This is a genomic window from Micropruina sonneratiae (assembly GCF_025972045.1).
In the GTDB taxonomy this organism is placed as follows: Bacteria; Actinomycetota; Actinomycetes; order Propionibacteriales; family Propionibacteriaceae; genus Micropruina; species Micropruina sonneratiae.
In genome coordinates this window covers 18,022-38,970 of sequence record NZ_JAPDHX010000003.1, presented here as the reverse complement: position 1 = coordinate 38,970, position 20,949 = coordinate 18,022, and the positions used below count along the sequence as shown (strand labels likewise).

Here is a 20,949-nt window from a genome sequence, read left to right as displayed (position 1 = left end):
ACGCACGAAGGGAACCCCCGTGGCCGGCGCTAGCGATTCCGCAGACGTCCGCCGAACCGACGCCGCCGGCATCGATCGGTGCACAGCCGTTCGGCGGTCGAGCGAGCAGGTTTTCAACGAGTTGCAGCGCCTCGCCCGCGCCGACGGCAGAACCACTGGTAGGCCTGTCGCCACCCAGGCCTATCTCACCCGTCACATTCTCGAATCGTTCCTGGCGCGCCTGGCGATCACCGGGCATGCCAGGCAGTTCGTCCTCAAGGGCGGCCTTCTGATGGGCGCCTACGCAGTTCGAAGGCCCACCAAGGATGTGGACAGCAATGCGATTGGTGTTCGCGTCAGTGAGGAATCGCTCACCCGGATCGCACGAGAGGTGGCCGCGCTCGACGTAGCCGATGGCGTTGTGTTCGATGCCGGCCGGCTCACGCTGGGGACCATCCGTGAGCAGGTGGGCTATCGCGGTATCAGACTGCGGATGCCGGCCACGATCAGTAGCGCCCGGGGCGAGCTCGCCTGGGACGTATCCAGTGGCGACCCGATCGTGCCGCCTCCCAGGTTGATCGAGCTTCAACGGGTTCTCGGCGACCCATCCCGATCTGGTCCTATGCCCCAGAAACAGCCATCGCGGAGAAGGTCGTCACACTGCTCGAGCGTGGCATCACCTCCACCCGCTGGCGCGACTACGTCGACATCGTCCAACTCCATCGAGGGCAGCGAACCGATCCCGCGGCTCTCCGTGAGGCCCTGGAGGCGGTGGCTCACTATCGGAATGTGGAGCTGCGCGCGGTCGAGACCGTGGTCGACGGCTATGGCGCGGCGTCCCAGGCGAAGTGGGCAACCTGGCGCCGAAAGAACGGTGCGCAGGATCTGTGCGAAGGAGCTTCTGGATGACCAGATGAGGCTCATCGCGCACGCGTTGAACCCAATGCGGCTCATCACAAACGAGGGTGTGGCGGGGGTGTGATCGACAGCGGCGCGTCGGTGTGCGGGTAGGGGTCGAGGTCTCCCGATGATGGGAGTTCTCACACAACCCGTCTGGAAGACCTCGACGTGCCTCACGCTACCTTCGCTTGCCCTGACCTGACCACGTTCTGCCGCGTCGACGAACTCGGTTTGGTGGTGGTCGGGCAATGGCTCGAACCTGGCCGGGCGGTGCTGGCTTGCCGGGTCGTCGAGCCCGACCAGTGGTGCCACCGTTGCGGTTGCCAGGGCACGGCGTGCGGCACGGTGGTCCGCCGGCTCGCCCACGAACCGCTCGGGTGGCGACCCACGATCCTTCAGGTCACTATCCGCCGGTACCGATGCACTGGGTGCGGACACGTATGGCGGCAGGACACCACGAAGGCCGCCGAGCCGCGGGCGAAGCTGTCCCGGCGCGGGCTGCGGTGGGCGCTGGAGGGCATCGTGGTGCAGCACCTCACCGTGGCCCGGATCGCCGAAGGGCTGGACGTCAGTTGGAACACCGCCAACGACGCGGTGCTGGCCGAAGGGAAGCGGGTGCTGATCAACGATCTAGGCCGGTTCGAGGGTGTCACCACGATCGGGGTCGACGAGCACGTGTGGAGGCACACGCGTAAGGGCGACAAGTACGTCACCGTGATCATCGACCTGACCGGGCCACGCACCGGCAACGGTCCAGCCAGGCTGCTCGACATGGTCGAGGGCCGCTCCAAGAGCGTGTTCGCCACCTGGCTCGCTGAACGCGACCAAGCCTGGCGAGACGCCGTCGAGGTGGTCGCGATGGACGGCTTCACCGGCTTCAAGACCGCCACCAGCGAGGAGTTGCTGACGCGGTCGCGGTGATGGACCCCTTCCACGTCGTCCGCCTCGCCGGCGACGCACTCGACAAGTGCCGCCGCCGAATCCAGCAAGACCTCCACAGCCACCGCGGCCGGGCCGGCGACCCGCTCTACTCCGCCCGCCGCACCCTGCACACCGGGACCAGCCTGCTCACCGACAAACAGAAGACCCGGCTCGATGCCCTGTTCGCCAACGATGACCACGTCGCCGTCGAGGTCACCTGGGCCGCCTACCAGCGAATGATCACCGCCTACCGCAAACCCGACCCGACCCGCGGCCATGATCTGATGAAGCAACTCATCGGCAGCCTCAGCAGCGGCGTCCCGACCGCGCTCGTCGAACTCCGATCGCTTGGCCGGACCCTGAAACAGCGGGCTGCTGACGTGCTTGCCTACTTCGACCGGCCCGGCACCAGCAACGGCCCCACCGAAGCGATCAACGGCCGCCTCGAACACCTCCGCGGTTCCGCTCTCGGTTTCCGGAACCTCACCAACTACATCGCCAGATCGCTGCTCGAAACCGGAGGTTTCAGACCCCAACTACACCCTCGATTGTGAAGAGCCAGCAAACCCCGCCGAAGTAGTCGGTGAGGATCGCGTCTCCTCCGTCACCGCGTTCTAGCGTCGCTGTCAGACCCAACCGCCACGCATATTCCGGACCAAGAGCCCGTGCGAAAGACTCCGCTCCGTACCGGTGGCACTCGTCGGCCACCAGCAGCCCGGGCTGCGAGCGTGACAGCACTGCTCGGTGGATGGCTGACTGCACCGTGGTCACCATCACCTGCCACGAGCTCTCGTCACCGATCCGGGTCGACACATGGGCAACCGGCAAGAGCTCACGAAGGCTGTTCACCCACTGCTGCTGCAGCACGAGAGTTGGCACCATCACAACCGCGCGGACGCCCGACTCCAGTGCCTCGGCAATCGCCGCAATGCCAACCCGCGTCTTGCCGGCTCCGGTCACCGCCTGTACCACGCCGCACTGCCGCAGATCGGACCAGGCATCCAAGGCGTCACGCTGCCACGGAAACAAGCTCAGGCCGGGATCAGAGGTTGCAGCGGGCGGCGCTGCCATTGACTGCTTCAGCCGTTCCAACTCATTGAGACGTTCCTGGAGACGAACTATCTCGTCGTCGATGCTGAGGTCATCCAGCACGGCAGTGGGCTCGGTTGGGAATTGGTGTCTACGGCGACGCGGGGCCATGGAATGGTCTTTGACTTTCTCAAGATCGAACGGCTCATTCATGGTGCCATGTGCTTCCGACAGTCTCCGCCTGAACCGATGCATCAGTCGTTCAGCGACGCCGCGTTGCCGGTAAGTTGAGCAGAGCGTCCGAGGAAGGGAGTGAGCAGACTGTGGTCAACGACCGCTGGGTCGAAGTCACCCCCTCCCAGTTCGCACACGAAGCCGAAGGCCTCCGCATCGCCAAGAGGCTGATGCCAGACCGTGCCCCTTACCGTGCCTGGACCAACTTCGAGTTCCGTGACGACCGCGGCAACTGGGCCGAGGTCGACCTGCTCGTGCTTGCCCCGGACGGGCTGCACTTGATCGAGTTGAAGTACTACTCGGGGCGACTCCAGGGCACCGACCAGACCTGGCGGCGTGACGGCCGTGCCCCCGAGGACTCTCCCCTGCTCCTGGCCAATCGCAAGGCCAAGCGGCTGCGCTCCAAGCTAATGACGGCTTACGGCGAGTGGTTGCGCAACCACTCCTTCCGTGACGCCCCCAACCCGCGCGACGGCATCCCATTCATTCAGGAAGCGGTCTTTCTGCACCACCCCGACCTGGTCTGTGCACTGCCAGATTCGGCACGCATCGGCCTCTACGGCCTTCCGGATGACGACCGTCCGGGCGCACTCGACCCGATCACCGACGTGTTCGACGGCGATCCCCGGCCCAACACTCGCATTTATGAGAACGCCGTGGTCGGCGCAATGCAGCTCATCGGTGTGCGTGCCCACCCCCGCGAAGCGGGCTCCTTCGTCCTCGACCCGCAGCCCTTGGACGACGGTCCCGGTTGGCAGGACTGGCTCGCCACCCACAAGCACCTGCGCAACCAGCGCCGCCGGATCAGGTTCCGCACCGTCCCCGAAGGATCGTCCGAGCAGGCCCGCAGCCAGGCCCGGTTGCTCGCCGCCCACGAGCTGCAGGTCATGCAGCGGCTCAGCCACGACGCGATCCTGCGGCCCGAGGACTATGTCGATTCCGAACTCGGCCCCGGGCTGGTCTACCCCTATGACTCGTCGTGGCAGCGGCTCGACCTGTGGCTGGCCGGCCGGCCCGACGGGCTCGACTTCGACACCCAGCTCGACCTGGTCCGGCAGATCGCCGAGGCTCTTCAGTACGCACACGGCAAGAACGTGGTCCACCGCCGGCTGAGCCCGCACGCCGTGCTGATCAGCACCACGCACGACGGACGCCCGCTGGTCCGGCTCACCGACTGGCAGGGCGTCGGACGCACCGACGCGGCCACCTCCACCCAGGCCACCCGCGGAGTCACCGCACTGGCCAGCCTGGACGCCGACCAGCTACCGGTCGCCGAGCGATGGATTCACGACGGCTTCACCGCCCCCGAAGGTGTCCTGGCCGCCACCCGCAACCGGCTGCGGCTGGACGTGTTCGGACTGGGCGCGCTTGCGTTCTACCTGTTCACCGGCGGCCAGCCGCCGGCCCGCACGGCGGCCGACCTGAAGTCCCGCCTTCATGACCAGGACGGCCTGGACCTGTCGGTCGAGTTGCCCGCCGCGCACAGTGAACTGCGCCGGGCCGTGCTGGCGGCAACCGCGCCGTCGGTCTCGGAGCGGCTGCCGGACGTCGCCGCCTTCCTGTCCATCCTCGACGCGGCCGTCCAACCGGCGGTCGCCGAAGTCACCGACCCGCTCGACGCGGGACCGGGTGCGATCCTCGGTGACCGCTTCGAACTCACCCACCGTCTCGGTGCCGGCTCCACCGCCGTTGGCCTGCTGGTCCGCGACCACCAGCATCCGGACGAGGCCGAGCGGGTGCTGAAAGTGGCCGTCGACGACGCCGCCGTCCGCCGCCTGGAGGAGGAGGCGGACACTCTCGGCCGGCTGAACAGTCCACGCATCGCCAAGCTGATCGAGGGTCCGCTCGACGTCGGGGGCCGCTGGGCGCTGCTGCTGGCCAGCGCCGGGCAGGAAACGCTGGCCACCCACCTGGGCAACCGCGACCGGCTCTCGCTCGACCTCCTGGAGCGCTGGGGCACCGATCTGCTCGAGACGGTGATCGCCCTGGATTCGGCCGGCGTCATGCACCGCGACATCAAGCCCGCCAACCTAGGCGTGCGGGAGGCCCGAGCGGGCAACAGCAACCGGGCCAAGCACCTGATGTTGTTCGACTTCTCACTGTCGAAGGCGCCGGCGTCCGACACCCAGGCCGGCACCCGGCCTTACCTGGACCCGTTCCTCGGCGGACGACGCCTGTACGACTCAGCGGCGGAACGGTACGCCGCCGCTGTCGTGCTGTTCGAAATGGCCACCGGCCACACCCCGGTCTATGGCGACGGGCTCAGCGAACCGGCCGCCATCCGTGACGAGGCGACCATCGATCCCGACGACTTCGACGCCTCCGCCCGGGCGCGCCTGGCCGCCTTCTTCACCCGGGCCTTGGCCCGGGACGCAACCGCCCGGCACCACACCGCCGACGAGATGCTGCTGGAATGGCGGGCCTGCTTCCCGGAAAGCTCCGTGGTGCCCGCCAACGCCGACGAACTGGCCGCGAACGCCACCGCGGACACTCCCCTGGCCCAGTCCGGGCTCACCCCCCGGGCCATCTCCGCGTTGGAGCCGCTCGCGGTCAGCACGGTCGGCGAACTGGCCGCCGTGGACGCCGTCCGGCTCAACCGGCTGCCCGGCTCGGCAGTCGCCACCCGCGACGAGATCAAGCGTTTCGCCAAGCTGTGGCGGTCGAAGTTCGCCCGGTCGGCCCGCGGCTGGCGTCCGGTCGAGCAGCAGGCCACACTGCCCGGACCGCACGAGTGCGCCGACCTGCTGCTGGACGCCGCCCGCACCGGCCGCAACGACAAGGCGGTGGTGCTCGCCTCGCATCTGCTCGGGGTCACCGGCAGCCTGGACGCCAACGCCACCCAGGCCGAACTGGCCGCCTCGTTCGCCCCGCCGGTCACCCGGGGCCGGGTCAGTCAACTGTTCGGCGTGCTGCAGGACCGGTGGGCCACCGTCGAGTCGGCCCGGGAGTTGCTGGACGGCCTGGCCGACGCCGTCGACGTCCGTCTGGGTGAGTTGGGCGGCGTCGCCACCTTCGACGAACTGGCGAAGCACCTGCTGGGGCTGATGGTGCCCGCCGCCGACAACGCTGACGCCCAACAGGTCCGGCTGGCCGAGGGCATGCTGCGCTGCACGATCGAGCGGCGCGCCGCGCTGGACCGCGCCGAGGCACCGGACGAGCAGGACGACGGCGGCTGGTTCCAGCGTCGCCGCGAGCATCAGCCGGTGCTGGTCGCCACCCGCCACGACCTGCTCGACGTGGCCGAGGCACTCGGCCGGCGCGCCGATCAACTGGTCGCCGAGGTGAACCTCACCGGCACCGACGCGCTGGTGCCGGCGGCCCGGGTAACCGCCGCTCTCGCCGCCGTCATGGACGACGCGACCACTGCCCGGACCGCCTCGCCCTTCGACGGCGCTCCCGACGGCCCCCGGTTGGCCCGGCTGGCTGCCCGGCTGTCGACCTGCGCCGGGGCATCCGCCACCGGTGAACTGCACCACCGCGACCTCGGCGCCGCCGAGGCGCTGCGGCAGGTGCTGCCGGCGGTGGTTCCCGGCCAACCGCACACCGCACGAAACCTGCAGCAGCGGGTCCGCTCCCGGTTCCCCGACCTGCCGCCACTGCCGCGCCGCACCGACCTCGACCGCATCGTCATTGAGGCGGGTCTCGGCCTGCAGTGGGATCCGGCCCGCGACGCCTACCTGGTGCCGGACGCCACCATTCGCGACACCACCGGCCTCGATTCGCGCCCGGCCACGATGGTGACCGGGCCGGTCTCGACGGTCGGCCCGGGAGCGGTCGGCCAGCGCCTGCGGGACAGCCGGGAGCGCCGTTCGTTCCTCGCCCTCGGCGTGGGCGCGCTGCGGCTGGAGAAGTTCCTGAATGTGCTGCGCGACCGCTTCGACGCCGTGGAACTCGACCTGTCCGGCGCCCTGATGGACGCCCTGGCCGACACCGCCGCCGCGGCCGGCATCAGCTGGGCCGACGTGCTCAGCGCCGACACGCAAGCGGAATCCTCGAGACCCGGCCAGGGCCTGCGGGCGCTTGTCAAGCGGTCGCTGCCCGCGGTCGGTGCCGCCGTACGGCAGGCCCTCGACGACGCCGCCGGACGTCCGGTGGCGCTGGTGGACGGCTCGCTGCTGGCCCGCTACGACGCGCTCGACCTGCTCGCCGGCTGGATGGATCTGGCCACCGCACGTCCCGCCGCGGTCTGGCTGGTGGTGCCCCAACTGCCCGGCAACACCGGCGCGATGGTGGACGGCCGTTCGCTACCGCTCACCGCCCCCAGCCAGTACGTGCCGGTGCCGCCGGACTGGATCGATGCGCAACAGCAGGAAGGACGCGTGTGACCACCCACGACACCCTGGTCGCCGACCTGAAACGGCAGGTCCTGTCGCTGGAGAAGGACCTGCGGGAACGCATCACGCTGCCCGCCTTCGACGGGGACTGGAAGCGCGAGCACGCCGCCGCCGTAACAGGTGACCGCACCGCCGCCGGGTACACCGCCTGGGCCGACGACCGTGTCACCCAGGCCGCCGTCTCGTGGGTGCTGACCACGGTGTTCATCCGGTTCTGCGAAGACAACCGGCTGCTCGGCCCGGTCTGGATCTCCGGCCCGCCGGAGCGTCGCCAGGAGGCCCTGGACGCCCAGCTCGCCTACTTCCGCAGCCATCCGGAAGACACCGACCGGGAGTGGCTGGAGCAGGCGATCAACTACCTGGCCGCCACGCCCGCCACCGCGGGCCTGGTGGACGACCAGGCGATGCTGCACACCGTGTCGCCGTCCGGCCAGGCGGTCACCGCCCTGCTGGAGTTCTGGCGCCGCCGCGACGCCGACGGGGCCTTGGTGCACGACTTCACCGACCCCGACCTGGACACCCGCTTTCTCGGCGACCTCTACCAGGACCTCTCCGACCACGCCAAGAAGACCTACGCGCTGCTGCAGACCCCGGAGTTCGTGGAGGAGTTCATCCTCGACCGCACCCTCGACCCGGCCCTGGCGGACCGGCCTCTCGACGGCTTCAAACTGATCGACCCCGCCTGCGGCTCCGGCCACTTTCTGCTCGGCGCGTTCCGCCGCGTGCTGGCCCGCTGGGACGCGGAAGCCCCGGGGCTCGGCACCCGCGAGCGGGTGCAAGAGGCCTTGGACGCGGTGTGGGGTGTGGACCTCAACCCGTTCGCCGTCGCCATCGCCACCTTCCGGCTCACCGTCGCCGCACTCAAGGCCGTGGGCGAGAACTCCCTGGAACGCGCCCCCGGCTTCCGCTACCACGTGCTCGCCGGCGACTCGCTGTGGTTCAGCCACGACCAGGACACCCTGTTCACCCACAGCGACGACTTCGCCTACTCCACCGAAGACAAGGACGCCCTGGTCGCCGCCCTCACCCGCGGCCAGTACGACGCGGTGGTCGCCAACCCGCCCTACATCACGGTCAAGGACAAGAAGCTCAACGCCGGCTATCGGGAGCGCTACAACTACTGTAAGGGCACCTACGCGCTGACCGTGCCGTTCATGGAACTGCTGTTCAAGCTCGCCAGGCGCGGGGACGGCAGCCAGCCCGCCGGCTGGGTGGGCCAGATCACCTCCAACTCGTTCATGAAGCGCGAGTTCGGCGCCCCGATCATTGAGGACTTCCTCGCGCACCTCGATCTGGTCGAGGTGATCGACACCTCCGGCGCGTACATCCCCGGACACGGCACGCCAACACTGATTCTGGTGGGTCGCAATCGCTCGCCGCGCACTGTAACCGTTCGGGCGGTGCTTGGGATTCGGGGTGAGCCGGGACGTCCAGAGCAGGCGCGGAACGGAAGGGTCTGGGCTTCCATAGTCGCCCACGTGGATCGCTTTGACTACGAGGATGACTGGGTCACGGTCAGCGAGGCGTCGCGCAAGAATTTTGTGAAACACCCGTGGGCACTCGGTGGCGGTAGCACCAGTACTGTCGTCCGGGCGCTAGGAGTATGGACGCATCGCTTGAAGGATCTCCTGCTGGACATCGGCTACTCTGGTCAGACCAATTCCGACGGCGCCTTTCTTGCACCAGAGGAATCAATGAGGCGTCGGCACCTTGAACCCGAGCTCAATCGCCCCTTTGTGGTTGGCGAAGATATTCGTGACTACGGTCTTGCGGAGGGAGAATGGGCAGTCTTCCCGTACATTGCTGGAAAGCTAGCTAACCTCGCAGAGTGGCCTCAGACACTGCGCTGGATGTGGCCCCTCAGAACCCTGCTATGGAGCAGAGCCACCTTCTCGGGTGGCTCATACCTACAGGCTGGCCGCTCATGGTGGCAGTGGCACCAGATTGCGCTCGCAAGGGCTAACCGACCTCGCGCTCTGAGTTGGGCCTTTGTCTCGACTCACAACCATTTCGCGTTAGCCAGAGGAGAACTGGTATTCAACCGGTCAGCGCCGTTCTTCCAACTCCCTGACTCGGCGACCGAGGATGACCACCTGAAGCTGTTGGGGGTGTTGAACTCGTCCACGGCGTGCTTCTGGCTCAAGCAGAACAGCTACCCTAAGGGCGGTGATCCGGTCGGCCCCGACGGCGCGCGCGTGTCGCAGCAGCCGTGGTCTGACCGCTACGAGTTCACCGGCACCACCCTGCAGGACTTCCCGCTGCCAGAGTCCCTGCCCCTGGAGCGTGGCCGCACCCTCGACACGCTTGCCCAGGAACTCTCCGCCCAGCAGGTCTCCGCCCTGATCGCGTCCACGCCACCCACCGCCGACCTGCTGCGCGCCGCCGAAGCCGCCCAGCACTCGCTGCGCGGCCGGATGATCGCCGAACAGGAGGAACTGGACTGGGAGGTGTACCGGCCCTACGGCCTGCTCGACGACGACCTCAGCTACGACGGGGACCCGCCCGAAATCAAGCTGGGCGAGCGAGCCTTCGAGATCGTGCTGGCCCGCAGGATCGCCGCCGGCGAAGAGCAGACCACCTGGTTCGAACGGCACGGCTCCACCCCGATCATCGCTATCCCCTCACATTGGCCGGCCGACTACCGCGACCTGGTGCAGCGGCGGATCGACGCCATTGATTCCGTCGATGCGATCCGGTTGCTGGAGGCCCCGGAGTACAAGCGGCGCTGGTCGTCCGAGCCGTTCGCCAAGCAGGCCGACAAGGCGCTGCGCGGCTGGCTGCTCGACCGGCTGGAGAACCGGTCGCTGTGGCTCAACGCGCTCGGCCAGCCCACCCCGCACTCGGTCAGCCAACTGGCCGACCTGCTGGGCCGCGACGCCGATTTCCGCGGCGTGGTGGAACTGTGGAAGGGCGTCCGCGACGTCGACCTGGTCGCCGCACTCACCGAACTGCTGGAACCCGAAGCGGTGCCCCACCTGGCCGCGTACCGGTTGAAGGAGTCCGGGCTGCGCAAGTTCGGCCAATGGCAGCACACCTGGGCGCTGCAGCGCCAGGAGGACGCGCTGCGCCAGGTGCAGGTCGCCGGCGGTACCGAACCCACCGAGGCCGAGCAGAAGGCCGCCGACCAGCAGGCCGACGCGTTCGCCGCCACGATCCCGGTGCCGCCCAAGTACACAGGAGCCGACTTCCGCAAGCAGTCCTACTGGAGCCACCGCGGCAAGCTCGACGTGCCCAAGGAACGCTTCATCGCCTACCCGGGCGCGGGTCGGGAGACCGACCCCACTCCCCTGCTCGGCTGGGCCGGCTGGGACCACGCCCAGCAGTCCCTGGCACTGGCCACCATCATCCAGGCCCGGCAGGGCGAGGGCGCCGCCGACAGCGTGCTCGTGCCGCTGGTCGCCGGCATGGCCGAACTGCAGCCCTGGGTGGAGCAGTGGCACGCCGCGATCAGCCAGGACTACGGGGTCAGCCCGGCCGCGTTCTGCGCCGAACAACTGCGCGGCCACCTGCAGGACCTCGGCCTGACCGTGGACGACCTCGACGCCTGGCGGCCCGAACCCGCCACGCGCAGAAGGAGAGCACGCCGATGAGCGCCCTGCTGCGGGACATCTTCACCATTCCGGAGACCACCTCGACCGCCGACTACGTGCTGCGGCTCACCGAGAGCGTCGATGAGGCCCACCTGGCCCGCACCATCGACGAGTACGTAGTCACGTCCGAACTGTCCCGCGCCTTCGACACCGCCCTGGCGGTGGTGGCGGACGCGATCGGCTCCAACACCAGCAAGGGCGCCTTCCTGACCGGCTCGTTCGGCTCCGGCAAGAGCCACTTCATGGCCGTGCTGTATGCGCTGCTGGAGCAGTACCCGCCGGCCCGCGCCATTCCCGAACTGGCCGAGACCGTGGCCCGGCACGACCCGGAGTTGCAGGGCCGCCGCGTACTGCCGCTCACCTTCCACCTGCTCGGCGCCACCTCACTGGAGCAGGCCCTGTTCGACGGCTACCTGCGCCAGGTGCGGCAGCTGCACCCCGATGCGCCGCTGCCACTGCTGCACCAGACCGCCCGGCTGCTGGAGGACGCCGACGCGCTGCGCGCGCGGATGGGCGACGACGCCTTCTTCGCCGGACTCAACGAGGGCTCCGGCGAGGCTGACGTGTGGGGCGCGGTGCTGGGTGGCGGCGGCACCTGGACCGCGGACACCTATGCCAGCGCCCAGGCGGCCGCCCTGGACGACCCGCGCCGCGCCGAACTGGTCAACGCCCTGCAACAGCGCTACTTCACCGCCTACACTCGGCACGCCGCCTACGTCGGGCTCGACGAGGGGCTGACGGCGATCTCCACCCACGCCCAGTCCCTGGGCTACGACGCGGTGGTGCTGTTCCTGGACGAACTGGTGCTGTGGCTGGCGTTCCGGATCCGTGACCGCGCCTTCTTCGGGGCCGAAACCCAGAAGATCACCAAGCTGGTCGAGGGCGGCCAGGGCGGCCGGCCCGTCCCGCTGATCTCGTTCATCGCCCGGCAGATGGACCTGCGCCGCTGGCTGGCCGACTCCGGTGCCAGCGGCGCCGAGCAGCAGGCGCTCGACCAGGCGTTCCGGTACCAGGAGGGCCGCTTCCGCGAGATCCGGCTCGGCGACGACAACCTGCCCTACGTGGCCAACAAGCGCCTGCTCACCCCACGCAACGCGGAGGCGAAAGCCGAGATCGACCGCGCCTTCGAACGCCTCGACCGGCGGGCCGAGTCGTGGGACGTGCTGCTCGACGGCGTCAACACCGACGACCGGCACCGCGGCGCCGACGCCGCCCAGTTCCGGCTCACCTACCCGTTCAGCCCGGCGCTGGTGTCCACCCTGCGGTCGCTGGCCGGGGTGATGCAGCGGGAACGCACCGCGCTCAAGGTGATGCAGCAGATGCTGGTGGACCGCCGCGACACCCTGACCATCGACGACGTGATCCCCGTCGGCGACGCGTTCGACTACCTGGTCACCGGCGGGGCCGGCGACCAACCGCTGGACGAGGCGTCCGCGGCGCTGTTCCGGGCGGCGCACACGCTGTTCCGGGAGCGGCTACAGCCGATGATCCTCAAAGAGAGCGGCGTCAGCGCCGCAGACCTGGACGATGAGGCGTCCCTGCCGCCCACCCTGAGCAGCGAACTGCGGCTGGCCAAAACGCTGCTGCTCAGCGCGGTGGCGCCCAACGTGCCCGCGCTCAAGGCGCTCACCGCGGGCCGGCTGGCCGCGCTCAACCACGGCTCGATCCGCTCCCCCCTCCCGGGCGGTGAGGCGGCGGTGGTGATGTCGAAGCTACGGCTGTGGGCGGCGCAGGTGCCGGAGATCAGGGTGGAGGCGACCGGCCGCAACCCGCTGGTGTCCGTGCAGCTCTCCGACGTCGACTACGAGAGCGTGGTCGAGCGGGCCAGGGGCGAGGACAACGACGGCCGCCGCCGCGACCTGATCAAACGGCTGGTCGCCGACGCGTTCGGGGTGGAGCGCCTGGGCGACCAGGACATGCTCGGCGCCTACACCCACCGGCTGATCTGGCGCGGCTCATGGCGTGAGGTCGACCTGGTGTTCGGCAATGTCCGCGACGCCGGCTGGCTGACCGACGACCACTTCCGGGCCAGGCCCGGCACCTGGCGGTTCGTCATCGACCACCCGTTCGACGAACCCGGCCATTCCACCTCCGAGGACTTCAGCCGGATCGACGGCTTTCGGGCACACAACTGGAACGAGCGGACGATCGTCTGGCTGCCGCGGTTTTTCAGCGAGGCCCGGCTGCGCGATGTGAGCCGGCTGGTGATCCTCAACTACCTGTTCGACGGCACCGGGGAACGCTACGCCAACTACGCCGACCACCTGTCCGAGACCGGACGGGTGCAGGCCCGGGCGATCCTGCAGTCTCAGCGCGACGCGCTGCTGCACACCGTGCAGCGGGCCATCCAGGTCGCCTACGACGTCGAGTCGCCCACCGGCGGCGACGACGTGGTGATGGACGCCGCTCACCCCGAGGTGTACTCGTCGCTGACGCCGAGCTTCACCCCGCGACCGCCGGCCGGAGGCACCCTGAAGCAGGCGTTCGTCCGGCTGGTCGCCGACGCCTTCAGCGCCACCTTTCCCGGCCACCCCCGATTCGAACCGAGCGACGTCGAGGTGCGGGTCCGGGAGTTGCAGGCCACCTACACCGCGGTCGAGCAGGCCCTGGCCGACAAGGAGAACCGGGTACCGCTGGGCCCCGACGCCGCCACGGTCCGCCGGATCGCGAACCCGCTCGGGGTCGGCAAGGCCGCCGAAACCCACTTCTTGATGGGCGACGACTACTTCAGCGCGTGGGGCCCGGAGTTCGAACGCCGGCTCGGCGCTCGCGGCGGCGACGAGAACGACCCGGTCACCGTCAGCGAGGTGCGCGGCTGGATCAACGCCATGGAGCCCGCCAAGGGCCTCGCCGAGAGCGTCGGCGACCTGGTGATCCTGGCGTGGGCGGCCTTGCGCCGCCGGGCCTGGTTCGCCCACGGCGCCCCCATTCCCACCCCCAAGCCGGGCACGCTGCGCAACGAGATGGAGTTGCGGGTGCAGGCCATGCCCGATGGCGCCACCTGGACCGCGGCCACCCACCTGGCCGGGGTGGTGTTCGGACTGACCGCCTCGGTCTACGTGACCCCGGCCGAAGTGGCCAACCTGGCTGACAAGCTACGGGAGGAAGCGCTGAAACTCAGCGATCCGGCCCATCGGCTCGTCAGCGCTGTCGAGCTCGCCCGCACCAGACTGGCCCTGACCGCCTCCCCCGAGACGGGCCGGCTGCAGACCGCGCGGCAGGGGGCAGAGCTGTGCGAAGCGCTGCGCGGACTGAACGGGCTACGGCTGATCCAGCGGCTGGCGGCTGCCCACTTCGCTGAACCGTCGCGGGTGGGCCGCTCCCTAGCCTCAGCGGCCACCGTGGCTGGCCAGCTCACCGGCTTCTCGTGGAACCGTCTCGACCCACTGCTGACCGCGTCGCGGCAGCAGGGGCCGCGCGCCGACGAAGCGTCGCGGATTCTGGGCCGGTTGCGTGGTGCGGTGCTCGACGACGAGTTCGTCACCCCGGTGGCGCCCGCGTTGAAGCGGGCCGAGGACGACCTGTTCGCCTGGCTCGCCGAGCCGACGCCGCCGCCCGGACCCACCCCTCCCTCGCCGGACCCGGTGCCACCGCGCAGGCCCGGCGGGACGCGGCGCATCCGGCGCGGCCAGGGCGCCGAAGCGGTCGTCGCGGACCTGAATCGGTTCGTCGCCGAGCACCCGGATGACGACATCATCGTGGAATGGCGCACCGAGTGAGTGCCGACGTCGTTCCCAGCGCGCCAGTGACGCCGGCGATGGCCCGGGTGCTGATCGACCAGGCCCGGGCCGGCCGATACACCCACGGCGTGCTGGGTTTGCGCTCCCGGCCGGGCGCGACCCCGGAGGTGTCGTTCACGCACCGTGACCAGCCGGTGCGGATCGTGCCAGCCGGCTCCGCGCTGGCCGTCCGCGAAGCGGTGCGCGGCGCGATGCGGGACGGCTGGCTGGTGGTGGTCACCGACCGCAGCGAGGACGACCTCGGCCCTGGCCTGCTGGCCCGGTTCACCTGGCAGCGGCTGCGGCACGCCGACCCCTGGCAGGCGGTGCAGCAGCGGTTCAGCGCACAGACCATCGACGCCCGGCTGCTGCGGCTGGCGCATGCCCGCGAGGTGGCATCCGGCCTGCTGGAACTCGCCCCTGCCGACGGCTGGCCACCGGCGCCGGCCGGGGTGCTGACCCGCGATCACGCCTTGGGTTGCCTGGCCCGGGCCGAGCTTGGCGTCGGCACCGGGCCGCTGGACCTGATCGCGGTGTTGCAGTGGTCCACCAACCCCGGCTTGCCCGGCATGGTGGCGCGGCTGCGTGGCCGGGCCGGCGAGCAGACCGTCGACGCCACCCTGGCCTGGATCGCAGACGCCGCGGGTGAGGCCGGGCCGTTCGTCGCCGCCCTGCTGCGCACCGGCGCACCCACCGACCTGGTGCCGCTCGGGATCGTCCTGGACTGCCTGCTCGGCTCCCGGCGCACCCAGGAGGCCGAGGTCGCCCTGGCACGGCTGCAGCACCGCTGGGGCGACGTGCCCCGCACCGCCCTGGCTGCGACCGGCCGACTGGCCGTCGTCACCGTCTCGGGCCTGCTGGACGGCCGGGCGACCGTGGCGGACGCGCACCGGCTGCTGGCCCGCGCCGATGACCTCCTCGGTGAGGCCGGCGCTGACGCCCTGGCCGAGACATCCTCCGTGCTGCGGGCGGGCCTCACCCTGCGGCTGCGCGCGCTTGCCGAACAACTCCGTCGCGACGATCCGGGGGCGCTGGAGGCGGCCTGGCTCCGGGTCGACGACCATCGGCTGGCCGATGAGGATCCCCGGGTGGCGCCCGCGCTGGCCGGCGTCCGGCTGGCCCGGTGGCTGCGCACCCCCGACGAACCGCACGACCGTGGCCTGGCCGCGAGCGCGGCGGCGCACCTGGACACCGATGCCTGGGTGGACTCGGCCGTCAACGACGCCGAGGCGGGCGTGGACGACCCCGTACTGGCCGGCGCCCTGGAACAGGTGCTGCAGCGGGTGCAGGCGCGCCGCGACGCGCACGACCTGGCGTTCGCGGCGGCCCTTGCCCGCGAGGGCGGGGCGGAGGCACTGGCCGGGGTGTTGCCCATCGAGCAGGTGTTGCCCGATATCGTCCTGCCCCTCACCCGGAGCCACCCCACCCTGCTGCTGGTGCTGGACGGCATGAGCGCCGGGGTGGCCACCGAGATCATCGCCGACGCGGTCGAGAAGCTGGACTACGGCCTGGTCGAGTGCCTGGTGCCGGGAGCCACCCGTCGCACCCCCGTGATTTCCGTGCTGCCAAGCGTGACCGAGATGAGCCGCGCCTCGCTGCTCAGCGGGCGGCTGGCCCGCGGGCAGCAGGATGTGGAGCGCCGCAACTTCACCGAGTTCGCCCGCGCCCACGGCCTGGGCGATGCGCCGCTGTTCCACAAGCGGGGCCTGGACACCGGGCGGGGCGGCTTCGCCGTCGCCGACGAGGTGCGACTGGCGATCGGCGACACCGACCGGTACCGGCTGGTCGGCTGCGTGCTGAACACCATTGACGATGCCCTCGATCGCACCGACCCCGGCGGCACCGACTGGACCGCCGACACCGTCAAGCATCTGGCCCCGCTGCTGCGGGCCGCCCGGTCCGCCGGACGGCTGATCGTGCTCACCTCCGACCACGGCCACGTCGTCGAGCGGCGCCGCGGCACCCAGCGCGGCGCCGGACTCGGCGGCCGCTACCGGGCCGCCGCCGATGCGGTGGCCGACGACGAGGTGCTGGTCAGCGGGCCGCGGGTGCTGACCCCCGAACACCGCGCCGTGCTCGCCGTGAACGAGCGGCTGCGCTACGGCCCGTTGAAGGCCGGGTATCACGGTGGGGCGGCGCCCGCCGAGGTGGTGGTGCCGGTGGTGCTGCTCGCGCCGTCCACGCTCGACCACCGCCTGGTCGCCGCACCTGTTGCCCAGCCGGACTGGTGGGAGGCGACCGGGATCGTGGTTCCCGCGTCGGCGGTGCCAATCCCCGAACCCGTCCCGGCAACGCCGCAACCCGACCTCTTCAGCACCGAGCCCGAGCCGGCGCCGTCCGCGGTGGCGGGGCTGGGTGCCGCACTGATCGGCAGCCCCACCTACCAGGCGCAGAAAAGCCTCGCGGGCCGGGTCGCCGTGACCGACCGTGACGTGGCCGGTCTGGTCGACGCGCTGGCCGGCGCGCCGGATCGGCGGCTGTCCGCGGCCCGGGCTGCTGCGCAGCTCGGCGAACCGGTGGCCCGGCTGCGCTTCGCCATGAGCCAGGTGACCAAGTTGCTGAACGTCGAGGGCTACCCAGTGGTCTCCACCGATCCGGCGACCCAGGCGGTCAGCCTGGATGTCGGCCTGCTCGCCGAGCAGTACGGAGTGCGGGCGTGACCACGGTGTCGCCGCGACGGCGCCGGGAGGTGATCGACGCGCTGCGCCGCGGCACAGTCCCGGCCAACGGGTTGGACCTTCTGGCGGTCGGGCTGGAGCGGTTCCAGCCGGCCTTGGACGCGGAACTGTCCGCGGCATCGTCCGGGTCGGCGGTGTTCAAGGCGGTGCGCGGCGAGTACGGCTCGGGCAAGACCTTCTTCACCCGGCACCTCGCGGAGCGTGCGCTACGACAGGGCTGGGCCACGGCGGAGGTGCAGATCTCCGAGACCGAAACGCCGCTGCACCGGTTGGAGACGGTCTACCGGCGGATCACCGAGTCGCTGCGCACCGCGACCGTGCCGCCGAGCGCGTTCCGGGCGGTGCTGGACAGTTGGCTGTTCACCCTCGAGGCGGACGCACTGGCCGCCAAGCCGGCCTTGGGTGGCGGGTCTGACCATGACCTGACCGTGGCCGTCGAGCGGCTGCTGGAGGCGCGTCTGGCCGGGGTCACCAGCAAGACGCCTGCCTTCGCCCAGGCCCTGCGCGGCTACCGGGCCGCCACCCTGGCCGGCAACGCGCCCGTCGCGGACGGCCTGGCGGCCTGGATCGGCGGGCAACCGCACGTTGCCGCGTCCGTGAAGCGCGTTGCCGGGCTGCGCGGCGACCTCGACCACTTCGGCGCGATGGCGTTCCTGCAGGGCCTGCTGACGGTGCTGAAGGACGCCGGACACCCCGGGCTGCTGGTGGTGCTGGACGAGGTGGAGACGCTGCAGCGAGTCCGTGGCGACGTGCGCGACAAGGCCCTGAACGCGCTGCGGCAACTGATCGATGAGGTGGATTCGGGCCGCTACCCCGGCCTGTACCTGCTGATCACCGGCACGCCCGCGTTCTTCGAGGGGCCGTCCGGGCTGAAGCGGCTGCCGCCGTTGGCGCAGCGCGTGCATACCGACTTCACCACTGATGCCCGGTTCGATAACCCGCGCGCGGTGCAGGTGCGGCTGCCCGGCTTCGACCGCGACAGCCTGGTCGCGCTGGGGGTCAAGGTGCGCGACCTGTACGCCGACGGCAGCGCACAGGCCGACCGGGTGCGGTCGGTGGTCGACGATGCCTACCTCAGCGACCTCGCGTCGGCGGTGGCGGGCTCGCTGGGCGGACGGATCGGGGTGGCGCCCCGGGTGTATTTGAAGAAGCTGGTCGGGGACGTCCTCGACCGGGTCGACCAGTTCGCCGACTTCGACCCGCGGACCCACTACGCGCTGACCGTGGGCGATGCGGAACTGACCGATGTGGAGCGCAATGCCGCGCATGGTGGTGCCGACCTGGATGCGATCGACCTGGACCTGCCGGAGGGCTGATGGGCGGCTTCGACGCCCTGCATCCGGCGGTGCAGCATCACATCGTCAACGAACTCGGCTGGCGGGCGTTGCGTCCGCTGCAGGAGGCGGCCATCGATCCGCTGCTGAATGGGGAGGACGCTCTGCTGCTCGCCCCGACCGCGGGCGGCAAGACCGAGGCTGCGGTGTTTCCCGTGCTGTCGGCGATGGCTGCTGAGGACTGGCGGGGGACGTCCGTGCTGTACGTGTGCCCGCTGCGGGCGCTGCTGAACAACCTGGAGCCGCGGATCGACGGCTACGCCCGGTGGGTGGGGCGGCGGGCCAGCGTTCGGCACGGTGACACCGGTGCTGGTGACCGGCGCCGTCAGGTTCTTGATCGGCACGACATTCTGCTGACCACGCCCGAGTCGCTGGAGGCGATCCTGGTGTCGGCCACGGTCGACCCGCATGTGGTGCTGGCCGACGTCCGCACGGTCATCGTCGACGAGGTGCACGCCTTCGCCGGTGACGACCGTGGCTGGCACCTGCTGGCGGTTCTAGAGCGGGTGTCGCGGATCGCCGGCAGGCCGCTGCAGCGGATCGGGCTGTCGGCGACGGTGGGCAATCCCGAGGAGTTGCTGGGCTGGCTGCAGGGATCGAACCGGTACGTCCGGCCTGCGTCGGTGGTGTCGCCGGCGGCGTCGTCCGCGACCGCAACGGACATGCAGATCGACTATGTGGGCTCGGTCGCCAACGCCGGAACAGTCATCTCGCGGGTACACACCGGTGAGAAGCGGCTGGTGTTCGCCGACTCGCGGCGGGCGGTCGAACAGCTCGCCGTTCGACTGCGCGAACTGGACGTGAACACTTACGTGTCGCACTCCAGCTTGTCGGCTTCGCAGCGGAGGCGGTCGGAGGCTGCGTTCGCCGAGGCCCGTGACTGTGTGATCACCGCCACCTCCACCCTGGAACTCGGCATCGATGTGGGCGACCTGGACCGGGTGATCCAGATCGGCGCCCCGGGAACGGTGGCGTCGCTGCTGCAACGGCTGGGCCGGACCGGGCGTCGTCCGGGAACTGTACGCAACATGCTGCTTCTGGCCACCGACGCCGAGCAACTGCTGCAGGCGGCGGGGCTGGCCCTGTTGTGGTCGGAAGGCTATGTGGAGCCGATCAAGGCACCACCGACGCCGGCCCACATCGCCGCTCAACAGGTGTTGGCGCTGGCGCTGCAGGAGGGCCGGATTGGCCGAAACACCTGGCCGGAGTGGCTGACCGGGGTGGACCTGGCGGAGCCGTCGAGATTGGCGGAGATCGCGGACTGGTTGGTGACCTCCGGCCATCTGGACGCCGACAGCGGCATGTTGTTCATCGGCCCGGCGGCGGAGCGTCGTTACGGCCGCCGGCACTTCATGGAACTGATGAGCGTGTTCACCTCCAGCCCTGAGGTGACGATCCTGCACGGACGCGAGGAGGTCGGCACGGTCTCTCCGATGGTGCTGGCGACCCGGGTGCAGGGTCCGCGGGTGGTGCTGCTGGCAGGTCGGGCCTGGCAGGTGACGTCCATCGACTGGTCCCGGCACCGGGCCTGGGCCGAGCCGACCGACGCCTCCGGCAAAGCACGCTGGTCCGGGCAGCCGATTCCGCTGTCCTTCGAGTTGGCCGATGCCATGCGCAGAGTGCTGCTCGGCGATGCGCCAGCAGGGGTTGGTTTCACCCAGCGTGCGGAGCGCCAGTTGGGCGAGTTGCGCCAGGACTGGGCGGATCGGGTGGACCGTGACCGGACGGTGGTGCTGCGCACCGACAAGTACACCAACTGGTGGACGTGGGCCGGAAGCCGGGCGAACGCCACCCTGGCCGCGGTGCTGGCGGAGGCAGACCCGGCACTGCTCAGCGACAGCGATCAGTTCGACAACCTGCAGATTGCGCTGCGAGGCGAGGTAAGGGTGGATCAACTGAAAGCCGCCCTGAACGTGGCCGTGGCTAGGTACGGGCCAGAGCTGAGCGGCGCCGTTCCGGTCATCAGCCAACAAGCCGTCGACGGGCTGAAGTTCTCCGACCTGCTCCCACCGAAACTCGCGGTCGACACCCTGGCTTCGCGTTCTGCTGATCGGCAGGCCTCTGCGATAACATCTGCGCGGCAAGTCCTCTGGCGAGCCTGTGAACCTGACTAGGGGTGGAGGATTACGTTCTGGTGAGCAACGACCGCGGGTTTGGATAACGTCACCACTGCGCCTTTGCGCCGGATCCGGTCGCAAAGGTATCCCAGGCGTTCAACCGCTCGGCTCCAC

At 70.1% G+C, this 20,949-nt stretch carries 7 protein-coding genes and 2 pseudogenes; 8 read left to right on the top strand and 1 reads right to left on the bottom strand.

From position 1 onward, the window contains the following. The first annotated feature begins 19 nt into the window (after nucleotides 1-19). Nucleotides 20-888 (top strand): annotated as a pseudogene (locus OIE40_RS17015) (nucleotidyl transferase AbiEii/AbiGii toxin family protein). 159 nt (nucleotides 889-1,047) lie between these two features. After that, a pseudogene (locus tag OIE40_RS08315) lies at nucleotides 1,048-2,354 on the top strand (ISL3 family transposase). Here the strand turns inward: OIE40_RS08315 and OIE40_RS08310 are convergent. Continuing rightward, nucleotides 2,326-3,042 (bottom strand): DEAD/DEAH box helicase, encoded by a 717-nt coding sequence (locus OIE40_RS08310; protein ID WP_264701743.1) that lies wholly within the window; start codon nucleotides 3,040-3,042, stop codon nucleotides 2,326-2,328. The pseudogene OIE40_RS08315 and the gene OIE40_RS08310 overlap by 29 nt on opposite strands. Nucleotides 3,043-3,152: 110 nt before the next feature. Here OIE40_RS08310 and pglW point away from each other — a divergent pair, with 110 nt between their 5' ends. The 6 genes from pglW to OIE40_RS08280 are packed head-to-tail and all read left to right on the top strand — an operon-like array spanning nucleotide 3,153 to nucleotide 20,832. Then, entirely contained in the window at nucleotides 3,153-7,388 is a 4,236-nt protein-coding gene (gene pglW / locus OIE40_RS08305; RefSeq protein ID WP_264701742.1) for a BREX system serine/threonine kinase PglW, read from the top strand. Beyond that, nucleotides 7,385-10,987: a BREX-2 system adenine-specific DNA-methyltransferase PglX gene (pglX, locus tag OIE40_RS08300; RefSeq protein WP_264701741.1), complete on the top strand. Its 3,603-nt coding sequence runs from the start codon at nucleotides 7,385-7,387 to the stop codon at nucleotides 10,985-10,987. Before pglW ends, pglX begins: the two co-directional genes overlap by 4 nt. Continuing rightward, nucleotides 10,984-14,706, top strand: a complete 3,723-nt coding sequence (locus OIE40_RS08295; RefSeq protein WP_264701740.1) for a BREX-2 system ATPase PglY family protein — start codon at nucleotides 10,984-10,986, stop codon at nucleotides 14,704-14,706. The genes pglX and OIE40_RS08295 overlap by 4 nt, the downstream gene beginning before the upstream one ends. Further along, nucleotides 14,691-17,366: a BREX-2 system phosphatase PglZ gene (gene pglZ / locus OIE40_RS08290; RefSeq protein ID WP_264701739.1), complete on the top strand. Its 2,676-nt coding sequence runs from the start codon at nucleotides 14,691-14,693 to the stop codon at nucleotides 17,364-17,366. Before OIE40_RS08295 ends, pglZ begins: the two co-directional genes overlap by 16 nt. After that, nucleotides 17,363-18,700, top strand: a complete 1,338-nt coding sequence (gene brxD, locus OIE40_RS08285) for a BREX system ATP-binding protein BrxD (protein WP_264701738.1) — start codon at nucleotides 17,363-17,365, stop codon at nucleotides 18,698-18,700. Before pglZ ends, brxD begins: the two co-directional genes overlap by 4 nt. Beyond that, entirely contained in the window at nucleotides 18,700-20,832 is a 2,133-nt protein-coding gene (locus OIE40_RS08280) for a DEAD/DEAH box helicase (protein ID WP_264701737.1), read from the top strand. Before brxD ends, OIE40_RS08280 begins: the two co-directional genes overlap by 1 nt. Nucleotides 20,833-20,949 lie beyond the last annotated feature (117 nt).

Excerpts from the sequence above, each read along its gene's own strand:
- OIE40_RS08280 (WP_264701737.1), top strand. The coding sequence starts at position 18,700 with ATGGGCGGCTTCGACGCCCTGCATCCGGCGGTGCAGCATCACATCGTC.
- OIE40_RS08310 (WP_264701743.1), bottom strand. The coding sequence starts at position 3,042 with ATGAATGAGCCGTTCGATCTTGAGAAAGTCAAAGACCATTCCATGGCC.
- OIE40_RS08295 (WP_264701740.1), top strand. The coding sequence starts at position 10,984 with ATGAGCGCCCTGCTGCGGGACATCTTCACCATTCCGGAGACCACCTCG.
- pglZ (WP_264701739.1), top strand. The coding sequence starts at position 14,691 with ATGGCGCACCGAGTGAGTGCCGACGTCGTTCCCAGCGCGCCAGTGACG.